Source organism: Edaphosphingomonas laterariae, assembly GCF_900188165.1.
Classification (GTDB): Bacteria; Pseudomonadota; Alphaproteobacteria; order Sphingomonadales; family Sphingomonadaceae; genus Sphingomonas_E; species Sphingomonas_E laterariae.
Genome location: NZ_FZOS01000018.1, coordinates 1 through 16884 on the forward strand (window position 1 = coordinate 1; position 16884 = coordinate 16884).

Below are 16884 nucleotides of genomic sequence, written 5' to 3' on the forward strand. Positions count from 1 at the left end.
TGACGCTGTACAACAATACCGGCCCCGTCAGTCAGTGGGGCGCCTGGGGCCTGCGCGAATATGCCGGCCAGCCCATCGCCGAAACGCCAAAGCTGCGGGCCGTGCGCGATCATGTCGATGAGCGCTAGGCGCGGCTGCGGCGAAGCGGGTGCGGCCGGTATTTGAGTTCACGGCCTGAATCCCGCCTGTCAGGACACGCCGACATTGCGGACATTGACGAGGGCTGCCAGCATGAACTCAGTGTAACGCGCGCGGGGCAGTCAGAGGACGGCTGAGCATTATGGATGGCAGAATGGTCCAGTGATTAATTTAGTAATCTTCTCGCTCTTCTCAGCTCAAGCTATCAGCAGCCCCTCGGCTTCCCGCGCTGCGGATGAGTATGCAAGCGCCATGGCATGTGCGAGCAAGTTCGCAGAGGCCGCGACCTTTCAGCGGCGGAATATCTTCGCGATTGCTGAGGACGCGGCGAAACAGTGCGCTGCTGAAATTGATGCGTCAGCCAAGTCACTTGATCAAGGCGTAGAAACGGGGGCGTCCGATGAGGAAACCCTTTCGCTTGAATATGTCGGTGCCAAGGCTCGTGTGGCAGCGTGGAATGTTATCATTAATCGATTGGAGGGCGGAGAAAGTGTAGCCGTTCCCTCTGGGCTCGATCCTACCGTGGGCGAGATGCAAGCGCGCTATATTGAGTGCTCTAGATCAGCAGGTGGAATCAAATTCTCTTCCGTCTTCTTTGGCGACGAATGGCTCGCTGACACGCTGAAGAAGAGTGAGGAGAGCCGCATTCAAGCCTTTGTGGAAGTTGGCAGGCAATTGTGCCCCAAAACATATCAGAACCTCGTGGTCGCCACGCGGGCTGCTGGGGAAGGCAAGAGTCGCACGGCGCAACAACAACTGCAGCTTGATCTGGCCGGTGCCGAACATTTCGCTGCAGGAACCTGGCTTAAGAACGCCCAAAAGGAGTGAGGCTGCCAGGAAAGCCTATCGCCGACGGTCTACGAAATATCCCTGTGCAACGATAGGTATCGTCCGCTTCCCCCGACCTAACCGCCATCTGACCATCCCGTGCGCCTTCCCAAAACCTGACCACCGTTCACCGTCGATAGCCGGGGCGACGTGCCGTGCTATTGGCTCCTCCATCGTCCCCCCGCGTTCGGGGAACAAAATTCCATCTGCTATGTCGGATCGGCCGGTGCGGCTGCGTCCTTGGGGCGCGGCTTTGACCGATGGGCCGCCGGTTCGATGAAGGAGATACCCGATGTCGCGGATTGCTCCCTGTCTCTGGTTTGCTGATGAGGCCGAACAAGCGGCCAATTATTATGTCTCGCTGATGCCCGATGCGCGGATCGATCATGTCCAGCGCGCGGTGGCCGACAGCCCCGGCAATGTCGAGGGCGGGGTGCTGATGGTGGCGTTCACCATCGGTGGCAACCGCTTCCTGGCGCTCAACGGCGGTATCCGCTTCGAATATACCCACGCCATTTCCCTCCATTTCGAATGCGCCGACCAGGCCGAGCTGGATCGGCTGTGGGAGGGGCTTTCCGCCGGCGGATCGATCGAACAATGCGGCTGGCTGAAGGATCGCTACGGCGTTTCGTGGCAGATCGTGCCGCGCGCGCTGGGCGAGATGCTCGCCGATCCCGATGCCGCGAAGGCCAAGCGGGTGATGCAGGCGATGCTGGGCATGCACAAGATCGACATCGCCGCGCTGGAACGTGCCCGCGACGCGGCCTGAACCGGGCTTCGCCGTCGCGCGGGCTGGCAAGGCCGGCCGGGGCATGGGATAGTGCCCGCCGCGCGAAGGAGAAGGCCATGTTCGTCGCGGTCTATTGGTGGCGTGTCCATCCCGGTAAGGAGGATCAGTTCCGCGCCGCATGGCGACGGGGCACGGAACTCATCACCGCGATCTACGGCAGCCATGGTTCGCGTCTGCATCGCACGGCGGACGGCCGCTTCGTCGGCATCGCGGAATGGCCGGACGAGGCGAGCTGGCGGCGCGCGTTCGAAGCGAAGATGGTCTATGACGAACCCGCCACCCGCGCGGCCTTCGTCGATGCGATCGCCGATGCCCCGCGTGAGCCGCTGCTGGCGATGGAGGTGACCGACGATCTGCTGCTGCGGACGCTGGCGCTGGCCGACGAGGATCAGGGGCGGGGATGAGGGCAGGGGGATGAAGGGAGAGGCGGATGCTGCACGGTAGTTGCCATTGTGGTGCGGTGGCCTTCACCGTCGATGCCGATGTTCCGGCCGAGGCGATCGGCTGCAATTGCTCCCATTGCCGGCGCAAGGGCTTCCTGCTCGCTTTCTACCCGCCGGAACAGTTCCAGCTGCTGCGCGGCGAGGATGCGACGGAAAGCTATTTCTTCAATCGCCACGCGATCGAGCATCGTTTCTGCCGCACCTGCGGCACGCAGGCCTTTGCGATCGGCAAGGGGCCGGATGGCAGCCCGGTGCGGGCAGTCAACCTGCGCTGCGTGGACGAGGTGGATCCCGATGCGATACCCGTCCGCCATTTCGACGGGGCGAGCCTTTGAGCGCGGGCCGCATCCATATCGGCATCGGCGGATGGACGTTCGAGCCGTGGCGCGGAACCTTCTATCCCGAAAAACTGGCGCAGGCGAAGGAACTGGCCTTTGCCGGCGAACGGCTGACCGCGATCGAGATCAACGCCACCTATTACAGCACGCAGAAGCCCGAAAGCTGGCAGAAATGGGCGGATGCCGTGCCCGGCGATTTCGTCTTCACGGTCAAGGCCTCGCGCTTCTGCACCAACCGGCGGGTGCTGGCCGAAGGCGCGGATTCGATCGCCAAGTTTCTGGGGCAGGGGATGGCTCGGCTTGGCGACAGGCTTGGGCCGATCCTCTGGCAGTTCATGGCCACCAAGAAGTTCGATCGCGAGGATATGGCCGCGTTCCTGAAGCTGCTGCCCGGCAAGCTCGGCGATCGCACCCTGCGGCATGCGCTGGAGGTGCGCCACGAAAGCTTCGTCGATCCGGCCTTTGTCGATCTCGCCCGCGATCATGGCGCGGCGATCGTCTTTGCCGATCATGCCGAATATCCGGCGATCGCCGATCTGACCGCCGATTTCGCCTATGCACGCCTGCAGCAGAGCGAGGAGCAGGAATCGGCGGGCTATGCGCCGGCGGCGCTCGATCGCTGGGCTGCGGTGGCGAAGGGCTGGGCGGCGGGGGAAGCGCCTGACGGCCTGCACTATGTCGCAACGGCATCGCCCAAGCTGGCCGCGCGCGATGTCTATATCTTCTTCATCAGCGGCGCGAAGGTGCGCAACCCAGCGGCGGCGCAGGCCCTGATCGATCGGGTCAGCTGAGCAGGGCGATCGTGCGCGGGTCGCGTTCGCCGCCGTAAAAGGCGTTGAGCGCATCGCCGAACGGTTCGGCCGCCGGGTCATCGGCGGCCGCGTCGAACAGGGTGAGCGACGAGCGTAGCTTGACCGCATCGATCCCGCCCATGATCGTTTCCGCATCCTGCCCGGCATGCGTCAGCAGCGCGCGCGTGCAGTCGCGCAGGCGTTCACCGAGCAGCGGATGATCGAGATAGGCCCGCGCTTCCGCGAGCGAGCCGATCGCGTAACGCTGCGCCATCGCGCTGAAGCCGAGCCCTGCGATCTGGGGAAAGATGAACCACATCCAGTGGCTGCGCTTTGCGCCGGCCTGCAATTCCACGAGTGCGCGATCATAGCTGTCGGCCTGCGCGGCGATGAAGCGGGCGAGATCGAAGGGATCGCCCATATCCATGGTTCAGGCCGCTATCAGCCCGCGCGCAACGAGGTCGGCGCGCAGCGTGGGAGCATCGCGAAACACATGGCCGATCAGCCCCGCGGCCTCGCCGGCGGCGACATTTTCGGCCCGGTCGTCGACGAACAGCGCCTCGCCCGGTGCCAGGCCGAAACGGCGCATCGCCAGATCGAAGATCGCGGGGTCGGGCTTCACCATCTTTTCCTCGCCGGAAACGAGGATATCACGGAAGCGATCGAACAGCGCGGCGTGATCCGCGCGGAACGGTGCCCAGAATTCGGCCGAGAAATTGGTGATGGCGAACAGCGGCACGCCAGCGGCATCCAGCGTTTCCACGATTTCCGGGCTGCCCGGAATCGGGCCGGGAATCGTTTCGCCGAATCGCGGGCCGAACTGCGCGATCAGATCGGCATGTTCGGGGTGACGCGCGGCAAGCTCGGCGCTCGTTTCAGCGAACGGGCGGCCGGCATCGTGCTGGAAATGCCATTCGACGGTTACGACGCGCGCCAGAAAATCCTCCAACGCCGCCTGATCGGAAATCAGGCGGGCGTAGAGGTATCTGGGATGCCAGTCGTACAGGACATGGCCGACGTCGAAGACGACGGCCCGGAGCGGCTTTGCGCTCAGCCCTGACGCGCCTTGAAGCGGCGGTTGGTCTTGTTGATCACATAGGTGCGGCCACGACGACGGATCACGCGATTGTCGCGGTGACGCCCCTTGAGCGATTTGAGCGAATTGCGGATCTTCATGGCTAGAACGCCTGCCTTATCTAAGTCGTCGTCGGGAAAAGTGAGGCGCTCCCCTATTCAACGGCCGAACCAGAGTCAAGCCGAAGCAGGCCGATGCAGCAAAAGACGTTGGACAAGCGTTTCAATCCGCGTCCATGTGATGCCGGGGCTGAAAAAGGAACCAAATGCCATGTCGCTACGCCGCCTTGCTATTCTGGGTTACGCGCTTGCGGTTGCCGGTTGCGCGTCGTCCGTTCCGCCGGCGCAGGTGACGCGATTCCATCTCGGCCAGCCGCTCGCCCGGGGCGAGATCGTGGTGGAGCCGCTGAACCCGGCGATGGCGAACAGCCTGGAGTTTCGCGATCAGGCCGAAGCGGTGAGCGCCGAGCTCGCCCGGCTCGGTTTCCGGCTGGCGCCCGGCATCAGCCGTTCGGAACTCGTCGCGGTGGTTGCCGTCACCCAGGGCTTCCGCGATGAAATGAGCGGCGGATCGGGCATGTCGGTCGGCATCGGCGGGGGCAGCTATGGCGGCGGGGTCGGCATTGGCGGGGGCGTCAGCTTCCCGATCGGCAAGTCCAACTCGCGCCAGATGGTGCTGACCGAGCTTGCCGTCCAGCTCAAGCGGCGTTCGGAAGGAACCGTGGTATGGGAAGGCCGTGCGCGCAGCGAAGCGCGGGCGGGAACCCCCTATGCCGAACCGTCGGCCACCGTTAGGCGGCTGGCATCGGCAATGTTCAAGGATTTCCCCGGCGAATCCGGGCGCACGGTGACGGTTAAATAGGCAGAACAACAAGATGGGCGCGAAATTGGCACTCGGAATCTCGGCCGCGTTCGACAGCGGTAATATCATCGTCGTCGGGCAGGAGGGCGATCGCTTCGATCTGGAGATCGCGCGCGACCACGAATCGGATTTCTATCAATGGTTCCATTTCCGGCTGACCGGCGCTGCCGGGCGGGATGTGACCTTGCGGATCCTGAACGCCGGTGGCGCCGCTTATCCCGGTGGCTGGCCCGGCTACCATGCGCGGGTGTCGGAAGATCGGCAGCATTGGCATCAGGCGGAAACCGGCTATGCCGATGGCGTGCTGACGATCCGGCACCGCCCGGCCACCAACAATGCGTGGTTCGCCTATTTCGCGCCTTATTCGATGGAACGGCACCATGATCTGGTCGCGCGCATGGCGGTGCGGCCGGGGGTGCGCCATCGCTCGCTCGGGCAAACGCTCGACGGGCAGGAACTGGATTGTCTGACGGTCGGCACGGGCGCGAAGCAGGTGTGGCTCTATGCGCGCCAGCATCCGGGCGAGACCATGGCCGAATGGTGGATGGAAGGCGCGCTGGAGCGGCTGACCGACGATCAGGACAGCGTGGCGCGGGCGCTGCGCGCGGCGGCGACGTTCCATATCGTGCCGAATATGAACCCAGATGGTTCGCGGCGTGGGCATCTTCGCACCAATGCGGTGGGCGTAAACCTCAATCGCGAATGGCATGAGCCCTCGGCCGAACGCAGCCCGGAAGTGCTCCATACGCTCGCCGCGATGCAGGAAAGCGGTGTCGATTTCGCGATGGACGTCCATGGCGACGAAGCGATCCCGCACGTCTTCATCGCCGGGTTCGAGGGGATTCCCGCCTGGACCGATCGTCAGGGCGAGCTTTATCATCGCTTCCGCGACACGCTGGCCCGGCGCACGCCCGATTTCCAGACGGCGCGGGGCTATGATGTCGCGGCACCCGGCAAGGCCAATCTGTCGATGTCGACCAACCAGCTCGCCAATCGCTTCGGCTGCGTGGCGATGACGCTGGAAATGCCGTTCAAGGACAATGATGATCTGCCCGATCCGGCCTATGGCTGGTCGCCGGCGCGATCGAAGCAACTGGCGGCGGACTGCCTGGCCACGCTCAACGAAATGATCGGCGATATCTAAAAGGACATGAAGATAGGGCGGCGGGCCGGTCGGGGGTTGCTTCGCCGGGCCGGACGCCGCCTAACGGGGCCATCATAAGGAAGGATGGCCGAATGACGCTCAGGCTGGAAGAGATCGAGCTGATCAAGCAGCTCAAGCATCGCTACATGCGGATGCTGGATAGCGGCGACAATGATGGGCTGACCGCCTGTTTCGTGCCCGAGGCGACGATCCGCTACGAAGGCGGTTCCTACCTCTACGAAGCCGGCAGCCGGGATGAGATCATAGGCATGCTCAGCCAGATGCAGAACAACCAGTTCGTCGGCATGCACCTCGCCCTCATGCCGGAAATCACCGTCCACGATGCCGACAATGCGGAAGGCCGCTGGACGATGATCGATTGGGCGGTGAACATGGCGACCAACCGGATGACGCATGGCTCGGCGCTTTATCAGGATCGCTATGTCCGCCGCGATGGCGAATGGCGGATCCTGCATTCGGGCTATGTGCGCCTGTTCGAACGCGTCGAGATGCTGAAGGAGCCGATTGAGCTGAGCAGCCACGCCTTCGCCCGTTTCGGCGCGCCGATGCTGGGCGGGGTGCTGCCGCGCTGAACCTGACGCCTCGTCTGGCGCGTGCGCGGGTCAGACGTAGCGGCGGCTGCAGGTGGACCAGCTTGTCGCTGCAAGCCCCCCGGGCTTCAGCACCTGATCGGCACGCTGGCGGACGTTGAACGCGATGATGTCGCGGATCGTCCGGTCGCCGATCAGGCCGCCCCAGAAAACCGGCTTATAATCATAGACGATCTCGACGAACATGACGGCCGTGCCGCCCAGCGCGGCGACATTCTTGGTCGCGGTGCCGATCTTGGTCGGGGATGCGCTGTTGCCGATCATCGGCACCGATTTGATCTGGTCACTCGGCGCGGCCGAAGCCTTGGTCGGGTCGCTGCGTTTCCAGGCCTCCGATCCATCGGTGATCGTGCCGTCGCCGCTGGTGCGCGGCGTGCCGTAGCTGGATGAGGCGTCTTTCATGCCATAGCAGCGCTGCCAGCGGATCCACTGGTTCGGCACGTCGGTGCCGTTGATATTGGTGGTCAGTGGCGCCACGCTGCGCGGTTCGACGCTGGACAGGATGATGCGGCCCTGTTCGGCAAAGTGGATGCCTTCACCGGCCAGCTTGGCGCCGATGAAAAGCTCGTTCACGTCATGCTCGTCGATCGAATCGCGCACACGTGCGGCATTGTCCGCGGTCGCCATGGCGATCTGGCCGACGCGAACATTCGCGATCACATAGTTGACCGTTTCAAGGCCTGCCAGGCCCAGGAACAGCGCCGGCACCATGTAGAGCGCGAACTCGGTCAGCGCGATGCCGCTGGCGTCGTGGCGCAGGCGGCGCAGCCAATGGCGGGCGGGCGTCATGTGCACTTCACCGTCGGAATGGTCTGCGCGGCAAAGGGCTGGTTGCGCAGCACCGTGCTGCGGCTCACCGTCGCCACGGACGAGAAGCCGAAGATCTTGGTTAGCGGCATCAGCTGGTTGTAGGTCGCCGTGACCTTGTAATAGACGATGTCATCCGATCCGCCCAAACCGGTGCGGCCGGCGACGCTGTCGTAAATGCCGTTTCCGTTCAGATCTTCATAACAGTCGCCGACATTATATTCGCCAAGAGGGTCGGTATCCTGCTTGATCTTTTCCGGCTTCCCGATGCCGGAATATTCATAATAGCTTTTCTTCTCGATCTCGATGGTCGCAGTATTGGAAAAGCTTTCGAGCTGGCTGTCGATATAATCGTCGACCTGTTGGGCCGTCAGATTGCCGATCGCCGAATTGCGCGCCGCGCGGTGCAGCGTGCCCTCGATTACCGATCCCAGATACATGCGATAACCGAAATCGAACAGCGCGAGGATGATGCCGCACAGGGGCAGCGCCACCAGCGCGAACTCGACGGCCGCGATGCCGCGCCGATCCTCCCGGATCCGGCGATGGAGATGCCGCAGCCTCATTGCGTCAACCTCAGCGAGCCGATGTTCTTGCCGATCTCCACGAACTTGGCGATCAGCTCGGCCTGGTTGGCGGACGTTGATGCCTGCGATGTGCTGCTGGCGCAGTCACGCAGCGTATCGGTCAGGCTGGTCCCGAACGCGATTGTCCAGACCGAGACGTTCATGCCCTTGACGGCATTGCACATCATCTTCGTGCGCTGCATGTGCCGGTTGTCCTGGTCACTTTCGCTTGTCCAGCCGCCGGTGACACGCTTGTCCCATTGTTCGGCGCCGTAGAGCGTGTAGTTCGACCTGCTGGTGACCATCTCGCCATCGGTCATGAAGATCAGGAAGCGCGCGACCGGCATGCTGCAATAGCTGACCGAATTTCCTGCATCGGTGGAGTTGCAGGGAAGTGCTTCGGCATTGCTCTTGAATATGCCCTTGGGGGAGATGAAACGGGCGCCCCAGATGAGGCCGGAATCGAGATATGTGTTCCCGGTCGGTGACAGCGATTTGACATAGGTGTCCATCTCGCTGCGCGTCATCACGGTCAGCCGTTTGGCTTCTGCCGGGCAATAGGCCGTCAGGCGGTCGCCGCTGCCGTCGGGGTTATATTCCACTTCGGGCCAGAACGGCGCCCAGCGCGATGTGTTGTCCGATGGGATAAGGTCGATGTCGAGGTCCTTGGCTCCCGACGGAATGGTCAGGTTGGTCGAAGGCACGATCGTGCTCACCGTCTGCCGTTCCTCGATGCATCCGGCCCATTTCACATTTTCCGTCGTGCCGATATCGCGTGTCGGCACGGCCGTGCTGTTGCCGGTTACATAGCCGGAAACATCGATGGAAACCGGCTCGTAGAACCAATCGCTTCGCGTGCCCGATGAATCCTTGTTGTACCAGGTGCAGCGGTCGTTGGCGGTCCCATCCTCGTTGCGCCAGCTGCCGCCTTTGGTGTCGCAATATTCTTTGGTCACGCCATATTCGCGATGGCGGTAGCGCGGTGTGCGGGATTGGTAGGTCCAGTTGTCCGAAACGATGTAGTTGGCGTTCTGTGCCTTGACGATCTTGCCGACATTCACGTTCGTCGAATAAGGCACGATGCCGTACCGCAGTCGTAACCCCTGGGCGGCAAGCTTGTCCTGCACGGGTTTCAATTCGTCATAAAGCGCCAGAACGGCCGTGCGCAGCGACGCGATCTTCTTGGTGCCCCCGATCGATTGATCCATCGATCCGGTGACGTCGAGCACCAGCAGAATGTCGGTGTTCACGAAATCCTGCTTGGCGTTGCACGTCGCCGAAATCGGCAGCGTGCCGAAGCCAAAAAGCTTCATGATCGATGTCGGAATGGTCGTCTGCGCGGTGACGACGACGGAAATGTCCTGGCCCTTCGCCGTCGTCGGCGTGAAGGCCGCCGTCTGGAAGCTGCCTTGTGGGAAGTTGAAGTTGAAGAACTTCGTCACTTCGTCGCGCACGGTCTGGTCGACCTCGCCGTTGCTCATCGCGCGGCGGCCGGCGAGCGACGCGGCGTCGCACGCCACCTGCAGGCGGCTCTGCGCGGCATAAGCGCGGCTGATGTCCACGCCTGATCCGATCAGGCAGACCAGCGGGATGAAGGCGGCGGCGGTGATCACGGCGACATTGCCGGCCGTGTTGTCGCGCAACCGGGCCAGAAATGGGGGGCGGGCTGCCGCGTCCGGCCCCGTTCTGCCCTTCGCGCTCCGGGCCCCTTCCTTGCTCTTGCCTGCGTGCGCCATGCGGATTGTCCTGCTCGGCGCCCCCACAGGCGCCCGTTGCACCGCAATGCCAAAGAAGGGCTAATGCTTGTTGAAGCCGGACGGTTAACGCGCTGTTGCGTGCTTTTGCGCGGCGGTTATGGGGAAGGGATGATCCAGCCTGACGATCCCGAACGCGCGCTCGCGCTGGTTTATGCCCCGCAGGATCGGCGCGAGGCGCTGGCCGTGTTGTGGCGGCTGGACGAACGCATGGGCCAGGTGCTCGCCGCCGCGCATGAACCGATGATCCGCGCGATCCGCCTCGCCTGGTGGCGTGAGGCGCTGGAGGCGCTGGATGGCGGGCCGCCGCCCGACGAACCCTTGTTGCAGGATGTGGTTCGCCACATTCTGCCGCTCGGCCTCAGCGGCGCCGATTGCGCCGCGCTGGAGGAAGGCTGGGCGGCGCTGGGCGATCTGCCCCCCGATCTCGCCCGCCACGCCCGCACGCGCGGTCGCCCGCTGTTCGAGTTGTCCGCGCGCCTGCTCGGCTGGCCGGTGGATCGCGCGATCGGCAATGCGGGGGAAGGCTGGGCGCTGATCGATCGGATCGCCATGGGCGATGGCGGCGAGGAGGCGGAGGCGCTGCGCGGCCATGCGCTCGAACTGCTCGCCCCCGTCCGCCTGCCGCGTCCGCTGGCTGTGCTCGCGGCTCTGGCGCGGCGCGATGCCCGGCCGGGCGGGCTGGAATCCCGCCGGCAGGGATCGCCGCGCCGGCTGTTCCGCGCGCTGGCTGCGGGAATGCTTGGCCGCTGAGCCACTTGCCGCTAGCCTCCCGCGCCGGGGACGATGGGGGAGGCTGGCATGGGCCGGTTCATTGCGGGTGTCGCATCGGCGCTGCTGCTGACGGCGGCGGGGATTTTCTGGTGGAGCGGCAGCCGCGCCGAAAGCCCGGTGCCGCCGGCCCCGCTGCTCGCCGCGCCAGCGCCCGCCGATCCGCTCGCGCCGCCGCCGCAGGCGAGCGAACAGACGCGCGAGGAACGGCGCTTCGCTCGCTATGATCGCGATCGGAACGGCGCGGTGGCGCGCGACGAATATCTGGCGGCGCGGCGCAAGGCGTTCGCCAGGCTCGATCGCGACGGCGATGGGCGCCTGTCGTTCGAGGAATATGCGGTCAAGACGAGCGAGAAGTTCGCCAGGGCGGATGGGGATCGTTCGGGCGCGCTCGACGCCCGCGAATTCGCCACCACCCGCATTGTCCGCAAGACGCCCGCCAAGCCTGATTGCCCGCCGCCCCCGCCCGGCCGCGACGAGGCGGAGGAGGGCTGAGAGCTCATCAGCGTTGAGGGGCGATCAGGCCGCGCTTTCCAGCCAGCCCGCCAGCTTTTCCCGCGCGCGCGCGGTGTAGAGCAGCTTGCGATCGGCCTTCTTGGTCCGGCCGATCCCGGTCAGCGGCGGCATCAGCCCGAAATTGACGTTCATCGGCTGGAAGGTTTCGGCCTCCGCGCCGCCGGTGATATGGTTGTGCAGCGCGCCGAGCGCGGTTTCCACGGGCGGGCGCGGCATCGTCCGGCCGGCCAGCTCGGCGGCGGCGAAGCGGGATGCAAGCAGGCCCACGGCGGCGGATTCGATATAGCCTTCGCAGCCGGTGATCTGGCCGGCAAAGCGGATATTGGGTGCGCTCTTCAGCCGCAATTCGCCGTCCAGCAGGCGCGGCGAATTGATGAAGGTGTTGCGGTGCAGCCCGCCCAGCCGCGCGAATTCGGCCTTTTCCAGCCCCGGTATGGTGCGGAACACGCGCACCTGTTCGGCATGTTTCAGCTTGGTCTGGAAACCGACGATGTTCCACAGCGTGCCGAGCGCATTGTCCTGCCGCAGCTGGACGACGGCATAGGGCCAGCGCCCGGTGCGCGGATCATCTAGGCCGACCGGCTTCATCGGCCCGTGGCGCAGCGTGTCGACGCCGCGTTCGGCCATCACCTCGATCGGCATGCAACCGTCGAAATAGGGGGTGTCGGCCTCCCAATCCTTGAACGCGGTCTTTTCGCCGGCGAGCAGCGCGTCGATGAAGGCGAGATACTCGTCCTTGTTCATCGGGCAGTTGATGTAATCCTTGCCCTCGCCCTTGTTCCAGCGCGACTGGAACCAGGCCACGTCCATGTCGATCGTGTCGCGGTGGACGATCGGCGCCAGCGCGTCGAAAAAGGCCAGCTGCTCCTCGCCCGTTTCCGCCAGGATGGATTGGGCCAGCGCGGATGCGGTCAGCGGCCCGGTCGCGATGATCGCGGGGCCCTGCGGCAACCCGTCGACGCGCTCACGCACCAGTTCGATCCGCTCATGTCCGGCGACGGCGCTGGTCACCGCGGCGGAAAAGCCGTCGCGGTCCACCGCCAGCGCCGATCCCGCCGGCACGCGATGCTTGTCGGCGCAGGCCATGATCAGCGACCCCATCTGCCGCAGTTCGGCGTGGAGCAGGCCGACGGCGTTGCTTTCGGCATCGTCGGACCGGAAGCTGTTGGAACAGACGAGTTCGGCCAGGTCGTCGGTCTTGTGCGCGGGCGTGCCTTCCACCCCGCGCATTTCCGACAGGCGGACGCGATATCCGGCCTCGGCCATTTGCCACGCGGCTTCGGATCCGGCGAGCCCGCCGCCGATGATATGGATGTCGTGAGTCATGGCGAAGTGCGATAGAAGCAAAGCCCGCAGGATGCGAGTGGGAGAAGGCGGATGCTCGATCATGTCGGTCTCGCGGTGTCGGATATCGCCCGTTCGCGCGCCTTCTACGAAGCCGCGCTGAAACCGCTCGGGATTGCTGTGCTGATGGAAGTGACGCCGGAGATGACGGCATCCGGCGGCACCGCGCTGGGGCTGGGCAGGGGCGGCAAGCCCTTCTTCTGGATCGGCGACAATGAACAGCCGGGGCAGGGCACGCACATCGCCTTCGCGGTCGATGATCGCGCGACGGTCGATGCCTTCTACGCGGCGGCGCTGGCGGCGGGCGGCACCGATCATGGCGCGCCGGGCCTGCGCCCGCATTATCATCCCGATTATTACGCGGCCTTCGTGCTCGATCCCGACGGCATCAATGTCGAGGCCGTCTGCCACCGGCAGGCCTGATGCGCCTCTTCACCATCGGCTATGAAGGCGCCACCCAGGCCGGGCTGATCGCCGCGCTGCAGGCGGCGGATGTTCGACAGGTGATCGACGTGCGGGCCGTGCCGCTGTCGCGCAAGCCCGGTTTTTCCAAGAATGTCCTCGCCGCCGGGTTGAAGGATGCGGGCATCGCTTATGTGCATCTGAAGGCGCTTGGCACCCCGCCGGACGGGCGCGAGGCGGCGCGCAGGGGCGATCATGCCGGGCTCGAACGCGTCTATGCCGCCCAGCTCGATCTGCCGGAAGCCATCGTGCAGGCGGCGCAGCTGCGCGAACTGGCGGCGGAACGGCCAAGCGCGCTGCTCTGTTTCGAGCGCGATCCCGCGCAATGCCATCGCAGCCTGCTGGTCCGCGCCGTCGCGCCTGATGCCGATGTGGTCGATCTGTTCGCACAATAAGTTACGAAAGCCCGTGTTGAAATCGGCGGTCGCGCATCGCATCTCGCGGTTGCGGGCCGGGCCCCTCTGGCGATCGTTTCACCGGTCGCGATGTCGGACCGCATCGAGTGCGCTCGATGCTGGTCGGCGATGTGCGCGATTCGGCGGTCGGGCGCAGCATGAGGAGATCGTGAAGTGACCAATGCCGCCGTCGGAATGCCCTGTCCCGTCTGTCGGGTGCCGCTGGTGATGAGCGAACGTCAGGGCGTCGAGATCGATTATTGCCCGCAATGCCGCGGTGTCTGGCTCGATCGTGGCGAACTCGACAAGATCATCGAACGCAGCACGCGCGATGCCGCGCCGGCGGCCGCCCCCGCCCCCGCACAGCCCGCGCCGCGCAGCCAGCCCTCGCCCTGGGACGGCGGCCATCGCGGCCACGCCCCGCAGCCTTATGGCTATCACAAGCGCAAGAAGTCGTTCCTCGAGGAACTGTTCGACTAGAGCAGTTTCCGATCCGACTGCGTCGGCTCGAATGCTCTAAGCTCTTTGTTTACCGCGTTTTCCGAGTCAGCATCTGATTCCACCTGCTTGGAAAACGCTTTAGGCGCCATCCGGCTGGAATTGCCGCCTGGGCGATGGGGCAGGGTGCTTCCGTCGCCCGGGCGTTCGGCATGTTGCTCGATGAACGGCGGCCCAATGTGGCATTCATCGCCTATTCAAGGCGGCCTGGCTATGCCACAAGCCCATGCCGATGAAGACTTTAGTCCTGCCCTGTATCGCGGGCACCCTTGCCGTTACCTCGCTGGCTGCGCCTGCGGAGGCCGGCCGCCGCGATCAGGACGCCGCGTTCGAAGCCGTGCGCAGCGGCCGCAGCCAGCCGCTGCCGGTCCTCGAACGCCGCGTGCTGCCGCAGATCAGGGGCGACTATCTCGGCCGACCCGAATATGATCCCGGATCGAACATGTACCGCATGAAGTTCATGCGGAACGGTTCCGTGATATGGATCGACGTGGACGGACGCACCGGCCAGATCCTCCGCCGTTCGGGAGAATGACTGAAATATGCGGGTATTGATTGTCGAGGACGAGCCGAATCTCGGCCGTCAGCTCCGCGCCACGCTGGAAGGCGCCGGCTATGCGGTCGATCTCGCCACCGATGGCGAGGATGGCCATTTTCTCGGAAGCACCGAAAATTACGATGCCGTCGTCCTCGATCTCGGCCTGCCGAAGCTCGACGGGCTGACGGTGCTCGATCGGTGGCGCAAGGATGGCAAGGAAATGCCCGTCCTCGTGCTCACCGCGCGCGACAGCTGGTCGGACAAGGTGGCGGGGCTCGATGCGGGCGCCGATGATTATCTCGCCAAGCCGTTCCAGACCGAAGAACTGATCGCCCGCCTGCGCGCGCTTATCCGCCGTGCATCGGGCAATGCCTCGTCCGAACTGATTGCGGGCGATGTCCGCCTCGATACGCATTCGGGCAAGGTCACGCTCGCCGGCGAGCCGGTGAAGATGACCGCGCAGGAATATAAGCTGCTCAGCTACCTGATGCACCACAAGGGCAAGGTGGTTAGCCGCACCGAATTGATCGAACATATTTACGATCAGGATTTCGATCGTGATTCCAATACGATCGAGGTGTTCGTCACGCGCATCCGCAAGAAATTGGGGCAGGACGTGATCACCACCATCCGCGGGCTCGGCTACAGCCTCGAGGAACGGGACGCCTGAGCGTCCTGAGCGGATCGGGGTGGAGACGTGACCGATAGCAACCCGCCTCCACCGGCGGCGGCCGAAGCGCCGCCCCGTTTCCGCCTGCCTGCCTTCCTGCGACTGATCCGCACGCGGTTGCGGCCGATGCCCGCCACCGAACGATCGACGGGTTCGCTCACCCGCCGGATGATCGGCATATCCTCGCTCTGGATCTTCCTGCTGCTCGTCGGCGGCGGGCTTGAGCTCGATCGCGTGCTGACATCGGCGATCACCCGCAATTTCGACGCGCAGCTCGAATATGTGCTGACCGCGATGATCGCCTCGTCGGAAATCGGCCCCGATGGCGAGGTCCGCTTCAACCGCCCGCTCGCCGACCAGCGTTTTCTGGAACCCTATTCGGGGCTTTATTATCAGATCAGCGGCCGTGGTTTCGAAACCTTCCGCTCACGCTCGCTCTGGGATCGCGCGCTGACGGTGAAGGCGCAGCATGGCGACGATGACGTCCATGTCTATGACAGCCACGAATTCGGTGATGAGCCGCTGCGCATCCTCGAACGCGATATCCGCCTGCCGGCGTCGCAGGTGCGCTGGCGCTTTCAGGTCGCGCAAGGGCGCGCCGCGCTCGACGAACAGATCGCGACGCTCAGGCGCACCCTGGTCCGCGCCTTCGCGCTGCTCGGGCTCGGGCTGATCGTCGCGTCGGCCTTGCAGGCCACTTATGGGCTGTGGCCGCTGCGCAAGATCCGGCGCGGCATCTATGCAGTGCGGACGGGGCAGATCCAGCGGATCGACGATGCCCTGCCCAACGAAATCGCGCCGATGGTGGAAGAACTTAACGCGCTGCTCGCCCATAATGAAAAGCAGGCGGAGGAGGCGCGGCGCCATGCCGGCAATCTCGCCCATGCGCTCAAGACGCCGCTGTCGGTGATCATGAACGAGGCGACGGCGAACAGCGCGGACCTCAAGGACACGATCATCCGCGAGGCGACGACGATGCGCCGTCAGGTCGATCACCATCTCGCCCGCGCTCGCGCGGTCGGCCGGCGCGGTTCGGCGCAGAGCCGCGCGGAGGTGTGGCCAGCGCTGAAGGCGGTCGAACGGGCGATGGCGCGGCTCCACCGCCACGTCACCGTCGATCTGGCCGGCGTCAAGGATGCGGTCGTCCATGTCGAGCATCAGGATCTGGAGGAGATCCTCGGCAATCTGATCGAAAATGCCGCCAAATACGGCCAGGGCCGCGTCTTCGTCGAGGTGCGGCGCGATGCCGGCTTCGTTGAAATCATCATCGAGGATGACGGCCCCGGCATTCCCGAGGCCGATCGTCGCAACCTCTTCGTCCGGGGTGCGCGGCTCGATACCGGCAAGCCCGGCACCGGGCTCGGCCTCGCCATCGTCCGCGATGTCGTCGAAATCTATGAAGGCACGGTCAGCCTGGAGGAAAGCGAGGATCTCGGCGGTCTCCTCGTCCGTCTGCGGCTGCCGGCGGCGGCCTGACGGCCCTCGCGAACAATTAGTTTCCCGTCCAAACGGACTAGGACCGACTCCACGCCATCGCCTAGCCT

General features: G+C 64.7%; 23 protein-coding genes. 16 read left to right on the forward strand and 7 right to left on the reverse strand.

The window, feature by feature from the left end; translation table 11 throughout:
- Nucleotides 1-390 precede the first annotated feature (390 nt).
- The 5 genes from CHB74_RS14500 to CHB74_RS14520 all read left to right on the forward strand — a co-directional run bounded on the left by CHB74_RS14500 (nucleotide 391) and on the right by CHB74_RS14520 (nucleotide 3328).
- Nucleotides 391-966, forward strand: coding sequence for a hypothetical protein (locus CHB74_RS14500; RefSeq protein ID WP_144033800.1), 576 nt, complete (start codon nucleotides 391-393; stop codon nucleotides 964-966).
- A 292-nt stretch (nucleotides 967-1258) separates the two neighbouring features.
- Nucleotides 1259-1735 carry a VOC family protein gene (locus tag CHB74_RS14505; RefSeq protein ID WP_089220360.1) on the forward strand — a complete coding sequence of 159 codons (477 nt, stop codon included), beginning with the start codon at nucleotides 1259-1261 and terminating at the stop codon, nucleotides 1733-1735.
- Nucleotides 1736-1812: 77 nt separating this feature from the next.
- The gene (locus CHB74_RS14510; protein ID WP_089220361.1) at nucleotides 1813-2160 is read left to right on the forward strand and encodes an antibiotic biosynthesis monooxygenase family protein; all 348 of its coding nucleotides are present in this window, start codon (nucleotides 1813-1815) and stop codon (nucleotides 2158-2160) included.
- 26 nt (nucleotides 2161-2186) lie between these two features.
- Nucleotides 2187-2534 carry a GFA family protein gene (locus CHB74_RS14515; protein ID WP_089220362.1) on the forward strand — a complete coding sequence of 116 codons (348 nt, stop codon included), beginning with the start codon at nucleotides 2187-2189 and terminating at the stop codon, nucleotides 2532-2534.
- Nucleotides 2531-3328 (forward strand): DUF72 domain-containing protein, encoded by a 798-nt coding sequence (locus CHB74_RS14520; protein WP_089220363.1) that lies wholly within the window; start codon nucleotides 2531-2533, stop codon nucleotides 3326-3328. The genes CHB74_RS14515 and CHB74_RS14520 overlap by 4 nt, the downstream gene beginning before the upstream one ends.
- Here the strand turns inward: CHB74_RS14520 and CHB74_RS14525 are convergent.
- The 3 genes from CHB74_RS14525 to ykgO are packed head-to-tail and all read right to left on the reverse strand — an operon-like array spanning nucleotide 3321 to nucleotide 4504.
- Nucleotides 3321-3755, reverse strand: a complete 435-nt coding sequence (locus CHB74_RS14525) for a DUF1810 domain-containing protein (RefSeq protein WP_425442289.1) — start codon at nucleotides 3753-3755, stop codon at nucleotides 3321-3323. The two genes, CHB74_RS14520 and CHB74_RS14525, sit on opposite strands and share 8 nt — an antisense overlap.
- 3 nt (nucleotides 3756-3758) lie before the next feature.
- Nucleotides 3759-4382, reverse strand: coding sequence for an HAD family hydrolase (locus CHB74_RS14530; RefSeq protein ID WP_089220364.1), 624 nt, complete (start codon nucleotides 4380-4382; stop codon nucleotides 3759-3761).
- Entirely contained in the window at nucleotides 4379-4504 is a 126-nt protein-coding gene (gene ykgO, locus CHB74_RS14535) for a type B 50S ribosomal protein L36 (RefSeq protein WP_004210176.1), read from the reverse strand. The genes CHB74_RS14530 and ykgO overlap by 4 nt, the downstream gene beginning before the upstream one ends.
- 169 nt (nucleotides 4505-4673) lie before the next feature.
- Between ykgO and CHB74_RS14540 the strand changes: the two genes are divergently transcribed.
- The 3 genes from CHB74_RS14540 to CHB74_RS14550 all read left to right on the forward strand — a co-directional run bounded on the left by CHB74_RS14540 (nucleotide 4674) and on the right by CHB74_RS14550 (nucleotide 7001).
- Nucleotides 4674-5264: a DUF4136 domain-containing protein gene (locus tag CHB74_RS14540; protein ID WP_089220426.1), complete on the forward strand. Its 591-nt coding sequence runs from the start codon at nucleotides 4674-4676 to the stop codon at nucleotides 5262-5264.
- A 13-nt stretch (nucleotides 5265-5277) separates the two neighbouring features.
- Entirely contained in the window at nucleotides 5278-6408 is a 1131-nt protein-coding gene (locus tag CHB74_RS14545; protein ID WP_425442290.1) for a M14 family metallopeptidase, read from the forward strand.
- Between the two features lie 92 nt (nucleotides 6409-6500).
- Nucleotides 6501-7001, forward strand: a complete 501-nt coding sequence (locus CHB74_RS14550; protein ID WP_089220365.1) for a nuclear transport factor 2 family protein — start codon at nucleotides 6501-6503, stop codon at nucleotides 6999-7001.
- A 30-nt stretch (nucleotides 7002-7031) separates the two neighbouring features.
- Here the strand turns inward: CHB74_RS14550 and CHB74_RS14555 are convergent, their stop codons facing one another.
- The 3 genes from CHB74_RS14555 to CHB74_RS14565 are packed head-to-tail and all read right to left on the reverse strand — an operon-like array spanning nucleotide 7032 to nucleotide 10035.
- On the reverse strand, nucleotides 7032-7808 hold the full coding sequence (locus CHB74_RS14555; RefSeq protein WP_245842941.1) for a TadE/TadG family type IV pilus assembly protein: 777 nt from the start codon (nucleotides 7806-7808) through the stop codon (nucleotides 7032-7034).
- Nucleotides 7805-8392, reverse strand: coding sequence for a TadE/TadG family type IV pilus assembly protein (locus tag CHB74_RS14560; protein ID WP_089220366.1), 588 nt, complete (start codon nucleotides 8390-8392; stop codon nucleotides 7805-7807). The genes CHB74_RS14555 and CHB74_RS14560 overlap by 4 nt, the downstream gene beginning before the upstream one ends.
- Entirely contained in the window at nucleotides 8389-10035 is a 1647-nt protein-coding gene (locus CHB74_RS14565; RefSeq protein WP_245842942.1) for a TadE/TadG family type IV pilus assembly protein, read from the reverse strand. The genes CHB74_RS14560 and CHB74_RS14565 overlap by 4 nt, the downstream gene beginning before the upstream one ends.
- 222 nt (nucleotides 10036-10257) lie before the next feature.
- Here CHB74_RS14565 and CHB74_RS14570 point away from each other — a divergent pair, with 222 nt between their 5' ends.
- A complete protein-coding gene (locus tag CHB74_RS14570; RefSeq protein WP_089220368.1) occupies nucleotides 10258-10899 on the forward strand; it encodes a hypothetical protein in 642 nt (213 codons plus the stop codon).
- Between the two features lie 48 nt (nucleotides 10900-10947).
- Nucleotides 10948-11412, forward strand: a complete 465-nt coding sequence (locus CHB74_RS14575) for an EF-hand domain-containing protein (protein WP_089220369.1) — start codon at nucleotides 10948-10950, stop codon at nucleotides 11410-11412.
- Between the two features lie 24 nt (nucleotides 11413-11436).
- Here CHB74_RS14575 and trmFO read toward each other — a convergent pair whose 3' ends face one another.
- A complete protein-coding gene (gene trmFO / locus CHB74_RS14580) occupies nucleotides 11437-12759 on the reverse strand; it encodes a methylenetetrahydrofolate--tRNA-(uracil(54)-C(5))-methyltransferase (FADH(2)-oxidizing) TrmFO (RefSeq protein WP_089220370.1) in 1323 nt (440 codons plus the stop codon).
- Between the two features lie 51 nt (nucleotides 12760-12810).
- On the opposite strand from trmFO, the gene CHB74_RS14585 reads away from it, so the two are divergent.
- The 6 genes from CHB74_RS14585 to CHB74_RS14610 all read left to right on the forward strand — a co-directional run bounded on the left by CHB74_RS14585 (nucleotide 12811) and on the right by CHB74_RS14610 (nucleotide 16816).
- Nucleotides 12811-13200 (forward strand): VOC family protein, encoded by a 390-nt coding sequence (locus tag CHB74_RS14585; protein WP_089220371.1) that lies wholly within the window; start codon nucleotides 12811-12813, stop codon nucleotides 13198-13200.
- A complete protein-coding gene (locus tag CHB74_RS14590) occupies nucleotides 13200-13634 on the forward strand; it encodes a DUF488 domain-containing protein (RefSeq protein WP_089220372.1) in 435 nt (144 codons plus the stop codon). Before CHB74_RS14585 ends, CHB74_RS14590 begins: the two co-directional genes overlap by 1 nt.
- Nucleotides 13635-13829: 195 nt before the next feature.
- Complete coding sequence (locus CHB74_RS14595) at nucleotides 13830-14114, forward strand: TFIIB-type zinc ribbon-containing protein (RefSeq protein WP_089220429.1); 285 nt, start codon at nucleotides 13830-13832, stop codon at nucleotides 14112-14114.
- 250 nt (nucleotides 14115-14364) lie between these two features.
- Entirely contained in the window at nucleotides 14365-14667 is a 303-nt protein-coding gene (locus tag CHB74_RS14600) for a hypothetical protein (protein ID WP_245842943.1), read from the forward strand.
- A 7-nt stretch (nucleotides 14668-14674) separates the two neighbouring features.
- Entirely contained in the window at nucleotides 14675-15340 is a 666-nt protein-coding gene (locus CHB74_RS14605) for a response regulator transcription factor (protein WP_089220374.1), read from the forward strand.
- Nucleotides 15341-15466: 126 nt separating this feature from the next.
- Nucleotides 15467-16816 carry a sensor histidine kinase gene (locus tag CHB74_RS14610; protein ID WP_089220430.1) on the forward strand — a complete coding sequence of 450 codons (1350 nt, stop codon included), beginning with the start codon at nucleotides 15467-15469 and terminating at the stop codon, nucleotides 16814-16816.
- Nucleotides 16817-16884 lie beyond the last annotated feature (68 nt).

Excerpts from the sequence above, each read along its gene's own strand:
- CHB74_RS14560 (WP_089220366.1), bottom strand. The coding sequence starts at position 8,392 with ATGAGGCTGCGGCATCTCCATCGCCGGATCCGGGAGGATCGGCGCGGC.
- CHB74_RS14595 (WP_089220429.1), top strand. The coding sequence starts at position 13,830 with ATGCCCTGTCCCGTCTGTCGGGTGCCGCTGGTGATGAGCGAACGTCAG.
- CHB74_RS14610 (WP_089220430.1), top strand. The coding sequence starts at position 15,467 with ATGCCCGCCACCGAACGATCGACGGGTTCGCTCACCCGCCGGATGATC.
- CHB74_RS14500 (WP_144033800.1), top strand. The coding sequence starts at position 391 with ATGGCATGTGCGAGCAAGTTCGCAGAGGCCGCGACCTTTCAGCGGCGG.
- CHB74_RS14585 (WP_089220371.1), top strand. The coding sequence starts at position 12,811 with ATGCTCGATCATGTCGGTCTCGCGGTGTCGGATATCGCCCGTTCGCGC.
- CHB74_RS14505 (WP_089220360.1), top strand. The coding sequence starts at position 1,259 with ATGTCGCGGATTGCTCCCTGTCTCTGGTTTGCTGATGAGGCCGAACAA.
- CHB74_RS14575 (WP_089220369.1), top strand. The coding sequence starts at position 10,948 with ATGGGCCGGTTCATTGCGGGTGTCGCATCGGCGCTGCTGCTGACGGCG.
- CHB74_RS14515 (WP_089220362.1), top strand. The coding sequence starts at position 2,187 with ATGCTGCACGGTAGTTGCCATTGTGGTGCGGTGGCCTTCACCGTCGAT.
- CHB74_RS14570 (WP_089220368.1), top strand. The coding sequence starts at position 10,258 with ATGATCCAGCCTGACGATCCCGAACGCGCGCTCGCGCTGGTTTATGCC.
- CHB74_RS14545 (WP_425442290.1), top strand. The coding sequence starts at position 5,278 with ATGGGCGCGAAATTGGCACTCGGAATCTCGGCCGCGTTCGACAGCGGT.
- CHB74_RS14540 (WP_089220426.1), top strand. The coding sequence starts at position 4,674 with ATGTCGCTACGCCGCCTTGCTATTCTGGGTTACGCGCTTGCGGTTGCC.
- CHB74_RS14605 (WP_089220374.1), top strand. The coding sequence starts at position 14,675 with ATGCGGGTATTGATTGTCGAGGACGAGCCGAATCTCGGCCGTCAGCTC.
- trmFO (WP_089220370.1), bottom strand. The coding sequence starts at position 12,759 with ATGACTCACGACATCCATATCATCGGCGGCGGGCTCGCCGGATCCGAA.
- CHB74_RS14550 (WP_089220365.1), top strand. The coding sequence starts at position 6,501 with ATGACGCTCAGGCTGGAAGAGATCGAGCTGATCAAGCAGCTCAAGCAT.
- CHB74_RS14525 (WP_425442289.1), bottom strand. The coding sequence starts at position 3,755 with ATGGATATGGGCGATCCCTTCGATCTCGCCCGCTTCATCGCCGCGCAG.
- CHB74_RS14600 (WP_245842943.1), top strand. The coding sequence starts at position 14,365 with ATGAAGACTTTAGTCCTGCCCTGTATCGCGGGCACCCTTGCCGTTACC.
- CHB74_RS14555 (WP_245842941.1), bottom strand. The coding sequence starts at position 7,808 with ATGACGCCCGCCCGCCATTGGCTGCGCCGCCTGCGCCACGACGCCAGC.
- CHB74_RS14510 (WP_089220361.1), top strand. The coding sequence starts at position 1,813 with ATGTTCGTCGCGGTCTATTGGTGGCGTGTCCATCCCGGTAAGGAGGAT.
- ykgO (WP_004210176.1), bottom strand. The coding sequence starts at position 4,504 with ATGAAGATCCGCAATTCGCTCAAATCGCTCAAGGGGCGTCACCGCGAC.
- CHB74_RS14590 (WP_089220372.1), top strand. The coding sequence starts at position 13,200 with ATGCGCCTCTTCACCATCGGCTATGAAGGCGCCACCCAGGCCGGGCTG.